Origin of the sequence: Lachnospira hominis (ex Hitch et al. 2025) (assembly GCF_040096395.1) — a bacterium.
GTDB lineage: Bacteria > Bacillota > Clostridia > Lachnospirales > Lachnospiraceae > Lachnospira > Lachnospira hominis.
The window spans coordinates 155334-171285 of sequence record NZ_JBBMES010000001.1 but is presented as its reverse complement, the minus strand read 5'-3'; the positions used below and the strand labels follow the sequence as shown (position 1 = coordinate 171285).

Annotated in this window: 11 protein-coding genes and 2 tRNA genes; 1 reads left to right on the top strand and 12 read right to left on the bottom strand. The window is 37.8% G+C overall.

Features of this window, described 5'->3' with window-relative positions; genetic code table 11:
• Positions 1-1275, top strand: a complete 1275-nt coding sequence (locus tag WMO38_RS00750) for a chloride channel protein (protein WP_349160997.1) — start codon at positions 1-3, stop codon at positions 1273-1275.
• A 121-nt stretch (positions 1276-1396) separates the two neighbouring features.
• Here WMO38_RS00750 and WMO38_RS00745 read toward each other — a convergent pair whose 3' ends face one another.
• The 12 genes from WMO38_RS00745 to WMO38_RS00690 form a co-directional block, all read right to left on the bottom strand.
• The gene (locus WMO38_RS00745) at positions 1397-2425 is read right to left on the bottom strand and encodes an ABC transporter substrate-binding protein (protein ID WP_349160995.1); all 1029 of its coding nucleotides are present in this window, start codon (positions 2423-2425) and stop codon (positions 1397-1399) included.
• Between the two features lie 30 nt (positions 2426-2455).
• Complete coding sequence (gene recJ / locus WMO38_RS00740; RefSeq protein ID WP_349160994.1) at positions 2456-4162, bottom strand: single-stranded-DNA-specific exonuclease RecJ; 1707 nt, start codon at positions 4160-4162, stop codon at positions 2456-2458.
• Positions 4163-4241: 79 nt separating this feature from the next.
• Positions 4242-6521 carry a protein translocase subunit SecD gene (gene secD, locus WMO38_RS00735; protein ID WP_349160993.1) on the bottom strand — a complete coding sequence of 760 codons (2280 nt, stop codon included), beginning with the start codon at positions 6519-6521 and terminating at the stop codon, positions 4242-4244.
• Entirely contained in the window at positions 6514-7872 is a 1359-nt protein-coding gene (gene scfB, locus WMO38_RS00730; protein ID WP_021866990.1) for a thioether cross-link-forming SCIFF peptide maturase, read from the bottom strand. Before scfB ends, secD begins: the two co-directional genes overlap by 8 nt.
• Before the next feature lie 110 nt (positions 7873-7982).
• Positions 7983-8129: a six-cysteine ranthipeptide SCIFF gene (scfA, locus tag WMO38_RS00725; protein WP_012739622.1), complete on the bottom strand. Its 147-nt coding sequence runs from the start codon at positions 8127-8129 to the stop codon at positions 7983-7985.
• Positions 8130-8183: 54 nt separating this feature from the next.
• Positions 8184-9152, bottom strand: coding sequence for an AEC family transporter (locus WMO38_RS00720; RefSeq protein ID WP_349160992.1), 969 nt, complete (start codon positions 9150-9152; stop codon positions 8184-8186).
• A 21-nt stretch (positions 9153-9173) separates the two neighbouring features.
• Positions 9174-9971 (bottom strand): bifunctional hydroxymethylpyrimidine kinase/phosphomethylpyrimidine kinase, encoded by a 798-nt coding sequence (gene thiD / locus WMO38_RS00715; protein WP_349160991.1) that lies wholly within the window; start codon positions 9969-9971, stop codon positions 9174-9176.
• Between the two features lie 119 nt (positions 9972-10090).
• Positions 10091-10175 (bottom strand) — tRNA-Leu (locus tag WMO38_RS00710).
• Positions 10176-10365: 190 nt separating this feature from the next.
• Positions 10366-10450 (bottom strand) — tRNA-Leu (locus WMO38_RS00705).
• 274 nt (positions 10451-10724) lie between these two features.
• Entirely contained in the window at positions 10725-12032 is a 1308-nt protein-coding gene (locus WMO38_RS00700; protein WP_349160990.1) for a response regulator, read from the bottom strand.
• Positions 12033-12133: 101 nt separating this feature from the next.
• Positions 12134-13813, bottom strand: a complete 1680-nt coding sequence (locus WMO38_RS00695; RefSeq protein WP_349160989.1) for a cadherin-like beta sandwich domain-containing protein — start codon at positions 13811-13813, stop codon at positions 12134-12136.
• Positions 13814-13839: 26 nt separating this feature from the next.
• Positions 13840-15933, bottom strand: coding sequence for a dockerin type I domain-containing protein (locus tag WMO38_RS00690; RefSeq protein WP_349160988.1), 2094 nt, complete (start codon positions 15931-15933; stop codon positions 13840-13842).
• Positions 15934-15952 lie beyond the last annotated feature (19 nt).

Below are 15952 nucleotides of genomic sequence, written 5' to 3'. Positions count from 1 at the left end.
ATGAAACCTTTTATTGATAAAGAGTATATTAAAACAACTTTGCAGAGACTGCGTCTTGCCATCCTTACTCTCATAAAGTGGATGTTATGCTCAATTGCATCAGGTATTGTAATCGGTCTTATAGGAGCTTTTTTCCATTCACTCCTCGACTTTGCCGCCGAAATAAGAATTGCACATCCATGGATACTGTTTTTGCTTCCAATATCAGGTATTATCATAGTTTTTATATACCGCCTTTCCGGATGTAAAAGCAGTAAAGGCACAAACCTTGTTATAACAGCTATTCAGTCCAACGAAGAAGTTCCGCTAAAAATGACACCTTTAATTATTGTATCGACAATCCTTACTCACCTATGCGGTGGTTCAGCAGGACGAGAAGGTGCAGCACTTCAGGTCGGCGGTTCTTTAGGCAACGCTTTTGCAAAGCTATTTAACTTTGATGACAAAGACACTCGAATAATGATAATGTGCGGAATGAGTGCATGCTTCTCTGCACTTTTCGGAACTCCTGTAGCCGCAGCTGTTTTTTCAATGGAAGTTATCAGCGTCGGCATAATGTATTATGCAGCACTCGTTCCATGTACTGTTGCTGCACTTATAGCAAGCAGCATTTCCTCAATGTCAGGCCTTGCCGCCACACGTTTTACTGTAGAAGAAATCCCTCAGTTTGGTATTCCTAATGGTATAAAATTTTTCATCCTGTCACTCATCTTTGCAGTAGCAAGCATACTTTTATGTGTTGTTTTGCACAAAGCCTCACATTTTTTCACTGCTCATTTTGAAAACCAGTACGTTCGTATCATAGTTGCAGCCGTGTTGGTTATTATTATGAGATTTTTATTTGGCACTACTGATTATCTTGGTGCCGGTACAGACATAATTGCACGCAGCTTTGTCGAACAGAGTGCATGGTATGTATTCCTTTTGAAAATGATTTTTACAGCTGTCACTCTTGGCGGCGGATTTAAAGGCGGCGAAATTGTTCCTACACTTTTTGTCGGTGCCACACTTGGAAGCTTCCTCGCTCCGATATTCGGACTTCCTACAGGCATATGTGCTGCATGCGGCATGGTTGCGGTATTCTGCGGCGTAACTAACTGCCCTCTCACATCTCTGCTTCTCTCAATAGAGATGTTTGGCAGCGAAAGTCTGAAATACTGCCTGTTATGTATTGCTTTAAGCTATCTGCTCTCAGGTTATTATAGTCTCTATAACAGCCAGAAAATCATGTATTCAAAATACAGAACCGAATTCATTAACAGACATTCTTCTTAAAATAACATAAATCACTTCTTTAGTGCATTATAAAAAACCGGTATCAGACATTATCGATTTTCATCTTTTGTCTGATACCGGCTTTTATTTAATCTGTTTATTCCGACTGAAAACACTCTATTTATTCCGCATAAAAATTGTCATCCGGCATACTGCCGCCCACTGATGAAGGGTTTGACTCATAAAGTATTGTAAGATACTGATTTATGCGTGTTTTCATTTCATTTGACTTGATAAATGTGATATTACAATATGGAATTGCTTTCTTGGCAACTGCCGCTTTAAATATACCAAATTTCTCAACATATTCTGCTGCTGTATCAACATTTGAATTTACAAAATCAACTGAATTTTCATACTCTTCCATAAATTTGGCAACTGCTGCTTTATTCTTTTCATAATAATCTGCATTAACAGCTATAACTCCAGTAACAACAGTGCTTCCGTCTGTTGAAAGATTTTCCCATTCTTTTGTTACATCAAGTGCAATTCTTACATCGCTGTTTGCCGCCATAACAGTTGTAACATATGGCTGCGGAAGCATTGCAACTGCACCTGAATCTGATGAAGCAAGCATTGCTGCTGCCTCTGAAGCCTCTGACTTAAATTCAATATTCACATCTTTTTCAGCATCAAGCCCTGCCTTTTTCAAAAGATATTTAAGTGTATACTCTGGTGTTGTGCCTTTTCCTGTTGTATAAATTGTTTTTCCTTTTAAATCAGCTACATTCTGCACCGTGTTTCCTTTTTCGACGATATAAAGCACACCGAGTGTATTTATGCCAAGCACCTTGATTTTGCCATTGCTTTTGTTGTAAAGTGTTGCAGCCGCATTACAAGGCAATGCTGCTATCTGCACATCTCCTTTTATCAGAAGCGAACTGAATTCGTCAGCAGATGCGGCAATCTTAAAATCATAATTATTGGCTGTCTTTTTTTCTTTTGAATCTTCCATAAGCTTAACCATTCCAATCGCTGTAGGTCCCTTCAAGGCAGCAACTGTAATATCTTTTGCTTCATAGCTCTGTGTCTGTGATTGTGTCACATCACTGTTGTCTGCATCTCTTTTACCGTCAGAAGGCATCCGGCACGCAGTAAGCCCAAGTGCAATTACCATACATAAAATCAATGCCATGAGTTTCTTTTTCATTTTCTCTTTCTCCTTTTCAACTTCCCTATTTTATTTCCACTCCGTAACAACAAACTGAATAGTCTTTTTCCCATTAAATTCATTGATGGATGGATAATAAACAATTGAAATATTCTGCTCCCTCTTTGGAACATTCATGCTGTCAGCACGAAACATTATAGCATCATACGAATATGCATTTGCATCTTCCAGCACCATTTTTAAAACATTCCTGTTTTTCCCTATTATTGAAGCCTGTCTTACCCTAAGATTCTTATCTGCAAATACAGGTTTTTCATTTCCTTTGCCAAATGGTTCCAAAAGCTTTAACTGCTCAATAAGCGGAAATCCTGCATAACCCAGAGGCATTGGAACATCTATCCATGTAACAGGTGTAAGCTGCTCTTTTGTAAGTTTCTGGTTATGATTAAGCTGCCACCTGAATTCATCAATATTTTCTTTGTCAAGTGATATTCCTGCCGCCATCGGATGACCTCCGAATTTATTTAAAAGATAACCACATCTTGTTATCTCCTCAAACATGTTGTAGCCCTCTATGGAACGGCCTGAACCTTTTGCTCCCTCAGCTGCATCAGTTATAACAAACGTCGGTCTGTAAAAATATTCTTTCACTCTTCCGGCGATTATTCCGGCAACACTCTCATGACACTCCGGAAGATACACAACTAAAACATTATCATTGATAAGTTCCGTATTTTCCACCATATCAATAGCTTTTGCAGCTTCTTTTTCTGTCATATCCTTACGTTCTTCATTAAGTGAACGTAACTTTTCTGCCTTGGCTCTGGCTTCGCCTGGATTTTCTTCCAAAAGAAGACTTACCGCATGCCTTGCTGTTTCAAGACGTCCGCCAGCATTAAGACATGGGCCTATAACGAAACCAATATGATATGATGAAAGAGAGGCTATCTCAATCTGACATGCATCTACCAAAGCACGTATTCCTGTATTTTTCGTATTTTTCAATGTTGACAGTCCAAATTTTACAAGAACCCTGTTTTCATCTTCAAGGTCAACCACATCTCCGATTGTGGCAATAGCTGCGAGCTGCCTGTATTCATTTAAGTCTTCCGGATTTAGATTAAGACGCTCATAAATAATCTCTATGAGTTTGTATGCAACTGTTGCACCACAAAGCATTTTAAAAGGATACTTACACTCTTTCTGTTTTGGATTAACTATCGCATCTGCATCAGATTCCAGAAATACTTTTTCTCCATTTTCTTCCTTAAAAGGTATATCGTGATGGTCTGTTACAATTACTGTCATGTTATTGTCTTTAGCATAATTTATCTGTGGTATTGCTGCAATTCCATTGTCACATGTCACAATTGTATCTATACCATCTTCAATGGCATGATTAATAATATTTTCATTAATTCCATATCCGTCAGCTATTCTGTCAGGCACTGTGTAATCTACATCTGCTCCTGCTTTTTTAAGACCCTTTAATAATATCGTAACAGAGCATACGCCGTCAATATCATAATCTCCAACTATTCTTATATGTTTTCTATGATTTATTTTATCAATAATAATATCCGCCGCTTTGTCTGCATCCTTTAATAAATGTGCATCATGCATACTTGATATATCTCCGCCAAGATACATATCAATCTCTTCATTCGTGCATACATCACGGTTTCTTATAATTCTGGCTATAACCTGGTCAATTCCATATCTGGCCGCAATTGCTTTAAAGTCAGCCTTTTTGGCATAAACCATCCATTTACTCATAATTTTTCTCCATAAAAGAAAAGGGAGAGCAAGCTCCCCCCTTTCAATAATCACTCAATATTCCAATTGAATATACTTTTTAAACCTGTGAGCCATCTTCGCCAATAGCAGCTTTTTTCTTCTTTTCTTCCTTTGCTGCTTCCTCAGCCTGTGCTCCGATTTTCTTACCGCCAAGAACATACCATAATGCACTTGTAATACATACTGATGAATATGCACCGGCAATTACACCAACCATAAGTGGAAGTGCAAATTCTCTTACTGATGTCACGCCAAAAATAAATAATGAAAGAAGCATGATAAATGTTGTAAGAGATGAATTGAATGTTCTTGTAAATGTATTACCAATTGCTTCATTTACAAGCTCAGCAATATTAGTCTTTCTGTTAGCATTCTTTAAGCTTTCTCTGATTCTGTCGAAAATGACAATTGTACTGTTGATTGAATAACCTACAATAGTAAGCATACATGCAATAAATGTTGTACCTACCTGAACTCTTGCAAGGGCATAGAATGCAAGTACAACAAGACAGTCATGAACAAGTGCGATAACTGCAGCAAGTGCAAATTTGATATCCCTGAATCTGATAAAGATATAAATAAGCATGCAGATTGTTGCAATAATAACTGAAATAAATGCACTCTGCTTCATTGTAGCACTAACTGAAGAACCGATTGTATCTGATTCAACAATTGTTCCATCCTGAATAGGGAACTTAGCTTTTACAGCTTCTTCCGCTGCTTCTCTCTGGTCAAGTGTGAGATCTGTTGTCTTAAATGTTACTTTTGTGCTGTCTTTAACTTTCTGCTGCTGTACTTCTGTAATACCGGCAGCCTGTCTGATTACAGGAATAATTTCATTTTCAATCTGTTCCTGTGAATATTCCTGCTGGAATGTGTAAGTAGTTGTTGTACCACCTACGAATTCAAGACTGTAATTAAGAGCTCTGTTTCCTGATGCCTTAAATCCTGCCATACCGATAAAACCAGCAAGAATAACTACTGCCGAACCGATAAAACACCATTTTCTGATGCCAAGGAAATTAAACTTCTTTGTATGAATAGTTCTTCCGTACCATTTTACATCTGTAATACCAAAGTTGTAGAAAAGCTTCATGATTACTCTTGTGATTACAAGTGCTGTAAACATTGATACAACAATACCAAGAGCAAGTGTCATGGCAAATCCCTTGATAGGACCAGTACCAAATATGTAGAGAACTACTGCTGCAATAAGAGTTGTTATATTACCATCAACAATTGCTGATGTAGCTTTTGAATAACCTGCCTGAATAGCCGACTCAACACTTCTTCCTGCACCGATTTCCTCACGTATTCTTGAATAGATAACTACGTTGGCATCCACAGCCATACCTATACCAAGAATAATACCTGCAAGACCCGGAAGTGTAAGTGTTATATCATATACGCTTACGAGTACAAGTACAAGTGCTGTGTAAATCCATAATGCAAGTGTTGCAACAACACCAGGAATTCTATACGAAACAATCATAAAAATGCAAAGTACAATAAGACCGATTGCAGCTGCAATAACACTTGTACGGATTGCATTATGTCCGAGCTGTGCAGCAACTACATTAGAACTTACCTCGTTAAGTGTAAGAGGAATTGAACCTATTCTTATGAATACTGCAAGATTATCAGCTGATTCAAATGATTCCATATTTGTAATAGAAGCTGTTCCGCCTGAAATTACAGACTCTACTGTCGGATAGCTTATTACCTGTCCATCATAAACAATATAGATAATCTTATTAAGGTTATCTCTTGTTGCCTGCTCAAACTTTGCTGCTCCATCATCAGTAAATGTAAGCTGAACACCAAATGATGTTGATGATGATGAGCTTGTATCTGTATAAGCCTGTGCTCCCTTTACATCAGAACCTGTAAGGAGTGGCGTATATTCCTCTCCCTTTGACCATGCTGTATATCCTGTACTGTCAAGAAATTCCAAAGAACCAGGTGTACCGAGCTCTTCAAGAATTGCATTAGCATCTGTAACACCAGGAATCTCAACTGTTATTCTCTTGTCGCCTGCTTCGTAAACCTGTGATTCTGTACTCTTGCCCTCCACACGTTTTTCAAGCTTTGCGATTGTATCTTTGATATCCTGACTGCTTGGATTGTCCTCCTGTATTTCATAAGTAATACTTACACCACCGGCAAGGTCAAGTCCAAGATTAATATCTTTGGCACTTCCTGAACCATTTTCGTCAATACCGAAAACAGAAATCAGTGTAAAGCCGATAATCATAGCGAGTATCACAATTGAATACACTATTTTTTTAGCTTTGCTGTACTTCATTTTTTTAGTAAAACTCCCTTCTTTTTTAGTCATTTGCGAGTGCTGCTTTAATCATAATAGCACACTCAATTCTTTTTCTCTGTAAGTCACAGCCGATGTCATATGCATCGTTAATATTCCCATGGAAATTGTAAGAATTTGCAGCACACCCACCACTGCAATAAAACTTAGCGAAACAATTCTTACACTTTTCCTTAGAATAAACATTACTATTCTTAAACATATCGCGTATATCTGTTCTGGTAATACCATCATCCACATTACCCATAAGGAAATCTTCATTTCCTACAAACTGATGACATGGATAAAAATCGCCCCATGGTGTCACCGCAAGATATTCGCATCCCGAACCACATCCTGAAAGTCTTTTTGCAACACATGGTCCGCCGTTTAAGTCTATCATAAAATGGAAAAAGTTAAATCCGTTACCGGCCTTTTTACGCTTTACAAGCTCTTTTGCAAGTAAATCGTACTGTTCACATATAAAAGGTACATCTTCCGGTCTTATTGCATAATCATCTGTAGGCTGTGCTACAACAGGCTCCACCGAAATCTGTTCAAATCCTTCATCAGCAAGATGAAGAACATCATTTGCAAAATCAAGATTATTATGTGTAAATGTACCTCTTACATAATAATTATTCTGATTTCTGCTCTCTGCTACCTTCTTAAACTTAGGCATTATAATATCATATGAACTGCCATGTCCGTTTCTTGTAGGACGCATTAAATCATTGATTTCCTTACGTCCGTCAATACTTAAAACAATATTTCCCATCTCTTTATTGGCAAATTCAAGAATATCATCATCAAGAAGAATTCCGTTAGTTGTAAGTGTAAATCTGAACTTTTTATTATTAGCCTCTTCAAGACTTCTTCCATACTCTACAAGCTGCTTTACAACCTCAAAATTCATTGTAGGCTCGCCGCCAAAGAAATCAACTTCAAGATTGCGTCTTGAACCCGAATTAGCAACTAAAAAGTCAAGTGCTTTCTTGCCGACTTCAAAGCTCATCATAGCTCTTCTTCCATGATATTCCCCCTCTTCGGCAAAACAATACTTACAGGCAAGATTGCAGTCATGTGCAATGTGCAGGCATAATGCCTTTACAACTGTAGGCCTGTCCTTAAATGAATCTATATATGGTTCATAAATATCTTCTGTAAAGAGCTGTCCATCTTCTTTTAACTGCTCTATCTCATTATATGCTTCACGCACATCACTTTCAGGATACTTATTCTCCAGAAGTTCTATGATTTCATCCAATGAATGGTTCTCATACTGTTCAATAATATCGTATACCATATCATCTACAACATGAACCGAACCACTGTTTACATCAAGAACAATATTATATCCGTTATTTTTATACTGGTGTACCATTTGTTCTCCGTTCCTGTCCAAATCTTTTTTAAAGAAAATAAGAGCGTGTCGAAAATGCTTAACACGCTCTCCTTTTCTACTGATTACTGCTGTAACACAACAACTGTTACTTAGTTATTCTTATTCTCACAGCTCTGGTTGCCGACTGTACATGATGTCTTACATGCTGACTGACATGATGTCTGACACTCGCCACATCCGCCATGCTTCATTGTATCTTTTAATACACGATTGCTGATTGTCTTAATATGCTTCACGACAATTCCTCCTTCTGTTTTTAAACTATCGATAATTATAACATGTCCGTCTCTCTAAATCAAGCCCAAACTCCTAAGCACAAAAATCCACCCTGTTAATGTTATGCTTGAAAGAAGTGTTGTAAGAACAATAATGCTTGAAGAAAGAACACCGTCATTATCCATATTCTTTGCCATTATATAACATGTTACTGTTGATGGAGAGGCAGTCATTATAAGAATTGCGACAAGTTCCTGATTTCTGAATCCCATCATAACTGCCACCGGTATAGCTATGGCCGCTATACCTACCAATTTGATAAATGTTGCTGTAAGCGTAGGTTTTATCTTCTTTATAGCCTTGCTGCCCTCAAATCCGGCACCGATACATATTAAAGCAACCGGGGTCGCTGTCTGGGCAACCGACTGAATCGTCTTCTGCATGATAACCGGCTGTTTAAGCCCTGCAACCGACGCAAGAAATCCAAGTACAATACCGATAATAATCGGATTTCTGGCTATATTAATACATGCTTTCTTTATATTTGATGCACTATCTTTTTCAGCTGCTTTGCCATCTGCATTCTCAGGTACTGCTTTAAATGTAAGAACAATAACAGAAAATATATTAAACAGCGGCACGGCAGCAACAATCATAAGAGGTGCCATTCCTGTGCTTGAATACATGCTCTGTATGAAAGCCATGCCAAGAATTGCCGCACTGCTTCGAAATGATGCCTGAACAAATGCCCCCTTCATAGATTCATCTTTCATAAAAATCTCTGTTAAAATCCATATTATTGAAAACATAAGAATTGTAACCACCATACAGTAAATCACAAACTTTGCATCAAACTGGCTTTTAAAATCTGTAGCTGACAAATCACGGAATAAAAGCACCGGTAGTGCCACCTTAAATACATATTTATTTGCTTTAGAAGCAAAATTGTCATCAATTATACCAAGCCGTTTTATAACCCATCCAAGTATCATGACAAGAAATATCGGAACAGTTGAATTAATGCTGTATATAAAACTATCCATATTATTTTCCTCTGTTTTTTATTATCTGTTGATATCAAGCCAGAAAGCATGATTTAAAGGTCCGCTGCCTTTTCCAAGATTAAGTCCGTCCTTTAAAGCACCTGATATATATTTCTTTGCATTTTCTACAGCAGATGCCATATCATTTTCCATTGCAAGATTACATGCTATCGCAGATGATAATGTGCAGCCTGTTCCATGAGTATTATCATTATTTATTCTCTCACCCTCAAACCAGACTGCTCTTTCGTCACAATAAAGCAGATCATTCGCCGTATTAAGATCATGTCCGCCTTTTACCAGCACCGCTGTCCTGCCATCAAGCTTATCGCTTATAACTTTAGCAGCTTCCATCATATCTTCTGACTTGCTTATCTTCATTGATGATAAAACCTCAGCCTCAGGTATATTTGGCGTAATTATATCTGCAAGCGGCATAAGAATGTTAATCAATGATGCACTAGCCTCTTCTTCCAAAAGTCTTGACCCGCTTGTTGAAACCATAACCGGGTCCAAAACGATATTTTTCGGTTTGTATTTTTTCAATTTATCGGCAATAGTCCTTATAAGTTCTGAATTGGATACCATTCCAATTTTTACTGCATCAGGAAATATATCATCAAATATACATTCAAGCTCATTTGCAAGAAAATCAGGTGTCACATCACTTATTCCATATACACCTGTAGTATTTTGTGCTGTGAGTGACGTAATGGCACTCATCCCATAGACTTTATGTGCCATCATAGTCTTTAAGTCAGCCTGTATTCCGGCACCGCCGCTGCAATCACTTCCGGCAATCGTTAAAACTTTCTTCATATAGCCTCCTTTTTAATTCGCGGCATTCACCAGTTTTACCATGCTCTCATGAATTCCGGCCAGCCACCTGCAAAATAAAAAAGCGGCAAAGCAAAATGCTTCACCGCTTCTTACAGTAGTGCAGTCGGCGGGACTTGAACCCGCACCCAAGCAATATGGACTAGATCCTTAGTCTAGCGCGTATGCCAATTCCGCCACGACTGCTCATTAAATTGTTTCACAGCAAAACCTTTGTTTAAGCTGTTTCGTAACAACAAATGATATATTACACTATAATTTGTGTTTTGTCTACTATTTTTTAAAAAATGTTTTTATACCGGATTATTATATGCACATTATTATTTGTATATATGAAAAGAACGGTAAAGCAAAATGCTCTACCGTTCTTACTCAGTGCAGTCGGCGGGACTTGAACCCGCACCCAAGCAATATGGACTAGATCCTTAGTCTAGCGCGTATGCCAATTCCGCCACGACTGCTTATTATGTTTTGCCGTTGCACTCACAACGCTTAGTTATAATATCATTATATGTGACATCTGTCAACACTTTTTTTATTTTTTTTGTAATTTTTTGTAATTTATAAATTCTCTTTTAATTCTTCATACGAATATATCATCTTTATTGTATTGCTTTTATAATTTTCATAAATCATTAATATATCTGTCATTCATACATAATATTATGCACAAAATAATAGAGCTGTCACGCCAAATCTTAATGATACAAGCGAACAGCTCATTGTTATTTATTATTATTCTGCTGCAAGTTCTGTAACCGCTTTAACAACTTCTTCTTTATCAAAAGGCTTTGTTATAAACTTCTCTGCACCAATCTTTAATGCTTCTATGACTTTATTCTGCTGGCCGGCTGCTGTAATCATAACAGCCTTTGCATCTTCATCATAATCTTTTATCTGCTTTAATGCTTCCGTACCATCCATATTAGGCATTGTAATATCAAGTGTAATTACATCCGGACTGAACTGCTTGTATGCAAGAACACCTTCTATTCCGTCAGAAGCTTCGCCAACAACTGCAAATCCTGCCTCTTCAAGAATATTTCTAAGCATCTTTCTTGACATACCTGAGTCATCAACAATAACTACAGTGCCCTTTGCATCTTTTATATCTGACTGCGTCTGGTTTACCCTCATCTTTCCAATGATAGGCATGCTGCCTGGCTGTGCATTGCTGTCAATTGCAACATACAAATCAAGCTCCTCACCATCAATAAATATAGGCATAACATATGCTTCACCCTTGGCAACCTGATTCTCATATGCAACCTGTGGCAGAATCTCTAATTCCATGCCATCCTTTGCCATTGCTGTAGCAAAAAGACCACTTATACAGTTGACAAATTCTCCGACTGCATCGCTTACTTCAACACCTGTCATATTAAACTGTTCACCTGTATATCCTTCTGCAACCTTAATAAATGTTTCATTGATATCTTTCATCGCAAAACCAATGCAGAAATCATGTGCACCTTCGCTCTTCTGGGCTGCCATACATCTGTAATCAAGGTGGTCAATCTTTTTCATATTATCAATGTAATAATTATTACTTACAAATCTTGTTATATTTCTTAATACAAGGCTTGCAATCTTAGCCGCATAACCCTGCGCATCCTTTGTAAATGCACCTACAACGCCATCAACATCATCCTTTTTAAGTGCAGCCATCTGTTCATCATTAAGTCCAAGTTCTTTCTGGAAATCATCAATATATCCATCAATCTTAGATATCTTAATGCTGCTGTTTTCAACAAGGACCTGTAAAAACTGCATATATGGATTACCCTGTTTTTCAAGAAGTTCAGATATCTGTGCATCTGTAAGCCATCCTTTTTCGATAGCAATGTCACCAAATCTCTTATCTTCCTGCTGCTGGATTCTGTTAATCTCATCTGCCTGCTCAGTTGTAAGAAGCTTGTCAGCAACAGCTATAACTCCGAGCTTAACTCTTATCTGTAACTGTGCACTTAAAATCTTATTGAGTGTCTCTTCATCCAGAATATTTTCTTTTACAAGGTATTTTCCAAATAATTGTCCAAACATAACGTGAATCTCCTTAGTTTTAGTTTCAAGATTTTTAATAATATAATATTACTTCATTTATTAAATTATTTCAAGTAAAATCGTTAAACTTATTATGTCAGTTATTTATCATCATCCGAATCCATAACCTCTGTAATATCCAGCGTCTCAACAGTATCGTCATCTATGACAATGCTGTCATTGTCAGAATCAGGCATATCTTCATCATCTTCATCATCTTCATCATCTTCAAGTTCATTTTCATCATCAAATTCATCTTCATCAAACTGGTTTCCGACAAGTTCTCTTGCAATTTTTTTATTTTTAGATGATTTGGAAGCAAATACACCTGCACAGATTACAGCCGCCACTGCAGCAACAGCACATACCGCACTTATAATCTTCCAGATAAAAGTACCTGATAATAACGTGCCGCCTGACACATTTTCAGATATACCGGCAACAGTTTTTACAGAATCCGGAAGTGCAAAAAATCTCTGGATTGTCTGATATTTATAATCATAACAATACCAGCCTGTCACACCGTCACTGCTCACTCCGTAAAACAGGCAGTATTGGTCACTGCTTCCTTTAAGCACTATCACATCCATACCGTTTATCTGTTCTTCACTAAGTTTATATCCTGCCGGTATTTCCATTGAAGATGTGATATTTAATATCACATATGATATTGAAGGCTGTGCAATCTGGATATATTTTGAAAATGTCTTTGTGACGCTGTCATAAATGTAATATCCTGATTTCTCAGGAGAAAGCACAGCATCAAGATACATTATAGTAACTTTTCCAGCATAACCTTTAGCCGCCTTAACTTTTGTTCCGTTATAATCAATCTCTGTCTCTTCAAATCCATCAGGAAGTGGATATGCACCAAAATCATCAGAAATAACGAAATCCGTTCCGTTCATTGTCACTTTTGTATATTGTGGTTCATTCTGCTGATTTGAGCTGTTTTCCGAATCAGATGATGACTCCTGGGTCCCACCTCTTGTTACATTCAATGTATAAGTTCTCTCATCGCCATTCTCGGCTGTAACGGTTATGTAAATCGTATTTTGACCGGCTGAAAGACTTGTATCTGAAATTCTCACATTGGCATTACCATCTCTTGTATCGGCACTTACAATAAGCTTAGTAACATCATCTGCGACTGAAACCGAATAAGATGTTCTTCCGACTGAAAATGCCGGAGAAAGACTTCCCGGACTTATTTCAAGTGATGAAAGATAATTATCTGACGAATAGCTTTCACCGCCGTTATTATCATCTTCTCCCTGATTGCCACCGTTATCGTCACTGCCGGAATTGCCACCATTATCATCATTGCCTGAATTACCGCCTGTCTTTCCTGAAACAGTTCCGGAAGAGCCTGTTACCTGAATCTTTTCATCCGAATATTCATCAAGTCCAACAACATAAGATGAACCTATTACACTCACTGAAGAAGAACCGGAAGCTATAATCTTAAAATTAATAGTTTTACTAACAGGATTATCACCTGTATCCAGCCAATTGACGCTTCCTGCACCACCGGCATCAGCACCGCTTACATATTCAAGCATATCGGCATCATAACTCAAGTACATTCTTGATGCACCAAGCTTAAAATCAGCATATATATTTACTGTAACGCTTACTACATCGCCGACATTTCCGCTTGCTGAACTGACACTTGTGCCTACAGCAGGTGCTGCATTAACTTTCTGTTTAAATGCAAGAAACTGTGTCATTATAACAATCATAACGACAGCCAGACTTGTATATTTTTTAATCTTATTCATTAACATTCTCCAATCTCTCAGAAAAATCACTGTGTAATCTCTTTCATTCCAAGAATATGCCTCTTTACAGCAACGATATCTATAAGGTCAATCTCACCATCCCTGTTAATATCCGCAGCACGCAGGAATTCTCCCTTAAGCTGTGATAATTCAAGAATATGTCTCTTAATCTTAACAATATCTATAAGGTCAATTTCACCATCGCCATTGATATCTCCATAGACAACAAATGTGTAAGAAGCATATTCATTACCTGAATTATCATTTATGACAAGACGGTCGCCGGTTGCAATTATATCGCCATCGCCTTTTCTGTCTCCATTTCTGTTACAGATATAAGCTGTGGCATTTTGTGTCCTCACATTACCAAGAACAGTTCCTGCATTGTCACCAGCTTTTACGCCCGAAATATACATATTGTCACTGTCAAGATTATATCCTGTATCAAATGACGGATTTTCCGGTGCCGGATCAGGTGATGGAGGATTTGGATTTTCTGACGGCTCTTTTCTTACTACTGTAAGATAATATGTCCTGTCAGAACCATTTTCTGCATGTACCGTAACTTCTATATTATTTTCACCGACATTAAGCCTGTGTTCGCCTGCTCCGTCAATCCATGATGAACCTGATATTGCAGATGCATTAATATTTATTCTGTCAACATTATTGTCAACGATAAGGCTGTAATCCTGAGTATACTTCTTGAATGACGGTGTAATTGAATGTCCGTCAACATACATATCTGATAAAAGATTACCAGGATCTCCGTCGCCATCAGGTGCTGTACATGTCTCCTGCGGCATATTATCGTATACAGGAATTGTAAATACAAGACCTGTATTATATTTTGTGCTGTCTGAATAAGCATTTGCTGCTTTCTGCGACTCACTTCTAGGTGCCATAACATTAGTCATATACTGATGCCAGTATGGTGACGATGAAACAACATCAAATTTTTCATAATAAATCGTGCTCTGTCCGCGGTTTATGTAACTGCTGCCAATCATCTTTGCACCGCCGACAATTGATTTCATTCGTGTGTTCCACGGACGAAGCGAATCAGAATCCGAGCGGCTTGCATATTTCATGCCATTTACAACAGCTGAAATATTTCCGCTCTTTACAGCTCCCTGATTATAATAATTATAATATCCTCTGTATCCTGCAACATTACCGGAAATGCATGAACCGTATCCCGTATTTCCCTGCTCCTGTAAAATACGTGTTGCAAGATGATAAGGACTAACACCTGACTGTCTGCCCGCAAGCATAAGTCCTGATGCGTATGTATAATTATTTTCCTCAAAATTCAAATCATGATCTGAATTTTCCATAAATGTTCCTGATATAATCTGCTCTACACCGGATTCGTTCTGCAAAGAAGAATCATATGCAAGACTTTCAAACATAAATATATATGGATTTGAAAGGAAATTCCGTGGATCCATTGTGTACTCGATAAGTTCTCTTGAAGCCTGAACCCAGCCACCACTGTCCATCTCTGTCCACTCGCCCGAATTCCAGTTATAACATCCTGATTCAACAGACTTCCATGAGCTCTTTGCACTGCCATATATAAGGCTTCGTCCTATAACATTCTCATTGTCAATAACTTCATTCCAGTCTTTTCCGACATGATCTGCAACAAAAACCCATTTGGGATAATCCGCATGAAGCTGACGCAGCCCATCCTTATATGAATCCGGAAATCCCTGCTCATTAAGATAGCTTTCAAAATCCATATCTTCCGAATAAGAATTATCTTTTGAAGTATATTCACCACTTATATAACCATAAGTATATGAACCATTGTAGTCAAAACCTATTTTGTACCAATAATAAGTATCGCTTGTGTATACTGTTTCATAAATGTCAAATGTAAAAGAATCATCGACAACCGTTATAATCTGTCCTGTTTGCGTATCAGGCTGTGTACGCACACGCAACCCGGAAACACCTGAATTCACATGTCCCGTGGCGACTGCATTTTCGGCCCTTACAGCAACAGGTCCGAAATACTGCGACACTCCGGCAATTGATGCTGCAAGCATTGTAAACAGCATAAATACCGCAATTATTCTTTTCCATGAAAATAGTATCTTTTTATCTTTATTCATTAAACCACCTTAATTCATA